This is a genomic window from Halococcus salsus (genome assembly GCF_009900715.1).
In the GTDB taxonomy this organism is placed as follows: domain Archaea; phylum Halobacteriota; class Halobacteria; order Halobacteriales; family Halococcaceae; genus Halococcus; species Halococcus salsus.
In genome coordinates this window covers 1-5,050 of the sequence record NZ_JAAAJC010000013.1, presented here as the reverse complement: position 1 = coordinate 5,050, position 5,050 = coordinate 1, and the positions used below count along the sequence as shown (strand labels likewise).

Sequence of the window (5,050 nt, the reverse complement as noted above, 5' to 3'; positions counted from 1 at the left end):
GAGTGGACCAAACACGAACTCGACGGTGAGCTTGGTCGCCGGTGGTCGATCGCCACGAACGGGATCGGCGTGCCGGACAGTTACGCCGTCGCTGCGGACTGATCGAGTCCGCAGCGCGGCTCGTGGTTCCTGAGCAACAGCACTCGCCAGCATCCCCGAAATCAACACCTGAGCGGACTCACGAGTAGCGTGAGTCCGCTCGAAGGAGACGCAAGAGCCAGATCGATCATGGTTCAGTAGACGAGATCCGGGAACGGCGAGTGATGTCGCTGATCAGTTGGGAAGTACCGACTGTCTTTCAAACCAATCATCCCGACCTCACAGATCTCACTACTGACGACGACCCAACCCGTGGGATAGAGCAAATACACATTATCACACGGTTTGTTCGATGGTACCACCGCCGACAAGAGATCGAGGTCGGATATAAGAAAGTCAAACAGTTCATGGCTAAGACCACCTCAAAACAGTTCGGTCTGCGATTCTTCTACTTCGCGTTCGCGTGCCTACTGTACTCGATCTGGCGATTGGTCGACCTACTTGTTCAACTCTCGCTGTTTGATGATGTCTCATCAGCTCCGCTTGTGACTGCAAACGACGTCCTGACGATAGTGAAGAAGACCGGTATTGGATAGCTGAGAACTCCCGCAGTGCGAGCAATCTGGTGAGCGGTCGCGCTATCTCCACCTCGTGGTTGTGTAACCTCTATAGAGAATTTTCACTGCGAAGGTCGGCTACGAGCCTTAGGAGCCCGAATTTCAGAGTGAACACGAATGAAAAACCGGTCACAGTGCCGCTACAGTAATCAAATTCTCAACTTCCGGGTCCACTACTTTCTGCCACCCCCGCATTTGACTTATAGCTACCCCACTTTCCGCCAGTCTGGTAGAAAACTTTAGCTTCATACCAGGGCCGACTGAGCGCGGGGCGCTTGTCTGAGATTGCCTGTGACGGACAGCTCGTCTATAATGTGTCCGTCCCGGTAATGCAAGAGCCAAGTGTCGCTTCAACCCTACATGGGTCCGTCTGTAACGTGAGTTCGCGTGCCGTGTGGGCAAACGTTGGTCGGCTTCAACCCTCCAAAGGTCCGTCTGTAACGTCGTATTCCTCGACCACGCGCTCGCGAACCTTCGTGCTTCAACCCTACGAGGGTCCGTCTGTAACTTGACATGGCAACCGCGACGGATGCCCTTGCGCAGAAGCTTCAACCCTCAAAGGGTCCGTCTGTAACTCTGGTATAGACTTAGTATGGTCCACTCGTACGGTATGCTTCAACCCTCTAAGGGTCTGCCTGTAACACTGTGCGTCCAGGTGGGATGCCCGGCGTGCTATCAGCTTCAACCCTACAAGGGTCCATCTGTAACACGAAACCATGAGACAACAACCAGAACCACTGCACGCTTCAACCCTACAAGGGTCCATCTGTAACACTACAATATTGGCTCGGACCGCATCTCCAACATCCCGCTTCAACCCTACAAGGGTCCATCTGTAACGGCGACCCCTCGGTCCGCATCGTGGGGAACATCAAGCTTCAACCCTACAAGGGTCCATCTGTAACTAGGCTGGTTGTTCGTTCGCGGATTGAGTTCGTGATTGCTTCAACCCTCCAGGGGTCCGTCTGTAACCAGGTCGTACTCGATAGACCGGGATATGCGTCGGGTGCTTCAACCCTATAGAGGTCCGTCTGTAACGGTATTCATCAAAGTCCTCGTCGCTGATACGGACGTTGCTTAGGGGTCCGTCTGTAACAACCAAGATCCTCTACGTCCACCGCGAACTGCTGTGCACTTCAACCCTACAAGGGCCCGTCTGTAACGCCGCGGGCGCATCACCGAACGTCCCCTCGTTGCCGCTTCAACCCTCCAAGGGTCCGTCTGTAACCTGACCACTCCTTCCAACACATGACCACGACCATCTGCTTCAACCCTACGAGGGTCCGTCTGTAACCATTGCCACATGGCGGGTCTCACAGCTTAATCCCTCCGGTCATGACACCTACAATCCGTCGACCCTCAATACCTTCTCAATCCCCAGGGGTCGACAACTCACCACGAGTCAGTTGAATTGAATTCCGTTACGCTCGTCGACAATTAAGCTTGAGCGAGCGACCACGCGCTCATCTCCATCGCTCTCTGGTAGTAATTGACTGAGCTCGCTAAGGGTCTCCCATCGGTCGGAGTCAAACGAATAGACGGTGACGGCGACAGAGAGCTGTGTAAGCTGGCGGCGCAAATGCGTCGCTGTCTCCCATTGTTCTTCCTTAACAGCCTCTCGGTAGTCTTCAACGAGAGCGAAATCGCCCTCCGTAGCGCAAATTACAACATCGACTTCGAACAAGTCTTCGATCAGCGAAGCTTCACGAAGCGTCCGGCCATCACCACGACTGTACGCCTGGAGAAGAATGTCATCACTCTCGCTGATTTCTGAAAGTACACTTGCAAGGTCTTGGTGATAGCTCTCGACGGCGGTGGACAGTTCCGACTCAGTGAACCCATTCTCACTCACGTTTCTCTCCACTATTTGGTGAAGTTGGTCAATAGCATTTCGCGATCGCCGAATGGTGTTGACTGAAATCGTAGATGAAATGTCTGATCTAGATCGGCTGTAAACCGCCTCGCACGGCAGTTTCCCTTTTTTACCTGGTGACTTAAGCGTCCACACCTCAACGTCTCCTCCGTCAATCCCCCATTCAAAAGAGCGATTGCACCGACCTGCAGCTTGAACAATCGAATCCAGTGGCGCGAAGTCCCGAAATACTCGCCGATAACTAATATCAACACCTGCTTCGACTAGCTGGGTGGAGACGACAATATGTGGAAACAGCTCGTCGCCTTCAGTAAGGTGTTTCATCGACTCAATCATCGTGAATAGTTTGGTTCCTGAAATCTGTCGGCTCAGGTGGAAGACTGGGACTCGCCCTTCTCTGACTCTCTCCTTTATATTCTCAGTAAGCATTTTGGGAGAGACTGCTTCGGTAGATGTGCGCTCATCATTTGGATCGAGTAATTCGTCGTACAAGGAGCCAACCTGAAGGGGCGAAGATTCGCTCGCTGTGAGGCACGATTCAACTACATCGGTCAGTGTTCGCGTGCTCTCAACCGTATTGCAAATCGCAAGTAGCGGTTCTCTATCCTCAATGAATGAGTCCACTATTCGTTGTCCTGCAGTTTGGTGGCTGATTGGCGCAATTCCCTCTTCATCGCTTAGGGAGACACTCTCATCAAAGTGATAGCGAGTCCGACTGGGAATATCGTCAATTCCAGCAGCTTCCATTGCTTTGCGTTCGATTGTGTCGATCTCGTCGTCACTGATGAGGTCTACTACCTCAACACCTGATTTACCCTCAACCCCATTCTCCCCGATAAGGAATGGCTGTGTCGCCGTCATGAGGAGTATCGTGGCTCCGTACTCCTTAACCAGTGTTTCAATCGCCCGCTTGACAAGCGGACGCCAAGCAATTGGGATTGCCTGCGGTTCGTCGACAACAATGACTGCGTTCTCCAGAGCTGGAAGTTTCGTAGATTGTGAACGCCATGGACCGACGACCGATTCAAAGAGTTGGACAGTAGTCGTGATCGTCATACGCGCCCGCCATGAGGAAAGAATCGTCTCGGCTCCTCTCGTTGAAACCTCTCGTTCTTCCGCTACGCGGTCAGTAGGTGTTTCAGCGCGGTGGTGATCAATCGAGAGTGCGAGTGGGGCGTCCTCTAGATCGACGCCAGCTGCTGAAAACGCCTCCTCAAACACACTGGCGGTCTGATCTGCGATTGTGGTGAACGGGAGAGCGTAGATCGCGCGTGCGTCTGTGCTCTCTTCGTTTTTGTCAAGCGTTCCGGCTTGATGAGCTAGAAGTTCCTCAACGAATAGCCCCGAGGCGAGAGTCTTTCCATAGCCAGTATCGAGAGTAAGTCGGACAACTCCGCCACCATTCAGACGGCCAGCTAATCCGCTGCGTAGCTGGTCGACGATATATTGTTGAATATCACTGCGGATAGCATTGAGCGCACCTTTCACACCTGTTGATGCGGCACCAGCAGATACACCCTCTACTTTGCTGTGGACTGCATCAGCCGGGAATTTCGGTGCCTCAAGCGCCTTATCTGAGATTCCTCCCGCAGCAGTACCATCAGCGAGTTGGATGGACGAATATGTCCGAAGCAAATTCTCGTACCACTGCTCATCGTTACTCTCGTCAGCGGTACTGCCAGCAAATGCCTCCATATCGAGTGTACCTGAGAGCACGTGTTTCATTACTGCTTCTCGCATTTCGCGTTGAATGTCACCCGATTCGAACTTGTCAGCGAATTCCGACCATGAGCCCCTGTCGTCGCTCGCTTCTCTGATCAGTCTATTCGCGATTTCTCGGCAGTTGTCGTTTGCTCCAATGTGTCGAACTTGGGCGAGCGCTTTGACATTGTGATTTTCAGGAGCGGATCCGAATTTTCCAATAGGCCGTCGTTGGAGGGTAGTCTGAGCGGTATCGATCCAGGATTTCGCGCTAGGGAGTTCGTCTCGTATATAAGAAATCGCGTTCGGAATGTTCGGCTCTGTTGAATCACTAGACGGCGACGGGATCGGTCGCTAAACCAAAGGCGTTGAAGCGAGAGACTTGTGTTAGCTATGACCCAAATCTCTCGCTTCACCGAGCGGTGCGTCTCGGTGGCTCAAAACGTTACTGGCGATGGAGACGAATCCGCCGCCCCGAACGGTGGCGGCGGATTCGCCGATTATGCCCTCGTATCGCTTCACTGTCTCCGGATTTACCTCGATACCACTTACCGGATGACCATCGACCTCCTGCAAGAGATGCCACAAATACTTCGGGAGATCGGCCTCAAGCCGGCCGATCTCCCTGCGCCGTCGACGTTGTGTAAGGCTCTCGATCGGATCGAGATGGGCCTCTGTCGAGTGCTGCTGCGCCAGTCGGCGCAGCTGCACGACCCATCCGAAAACGCCGCCCTCGATGCCACGTTCTACGACCGAGACCGCGCCAGCCGCCACTACTGCCACCGCACCAACTACCGCGTTCAGACGCTCAAAGTCACGA

Annotated in this window: 2 protein-coding genes; one reads left to right on the top strand and one right to left on the bottom strand. The window is 53.5% G+C overall.

All coding sequences use genetic code 11. The features are described 5' to 3' along the window. Nucleotides 1–2,058 precede the first annotated feature (2,058 nt). Nucleotides 2,059–4,254, bottom strand: coding sequence for a CRISPR-associated helicase/endonuclease Cas3 (locus GT355_RS16415; protein WP_160135621.1), 2,196 nt, complete (start codon nt 4,252–4,254; stop codon nt 2,059–2,061). Between the two features lie 369 nt (nt 4,255–4,623). Between GT355_RS16415 and GT355_RS16410 the strand changes: the two genes are divergently transcribed. Further along, on the top strand, nt 4,624–5,050 hold a 427-nt coding region (locus GT355_RS16410; RefSeq protein ID WP_192928039.1), incomplete at its 3' end, for a transposase.

Excerpts from the sequence above, each read along its gene's own strand:
- GT355_RS16415 (WP_160135621.1), bottom strand. The coding sequence starts at position 4,254 with ATGAAACACGTGCTCTCAGGTACACTCGATATGGAGGCATTTGCTGGC.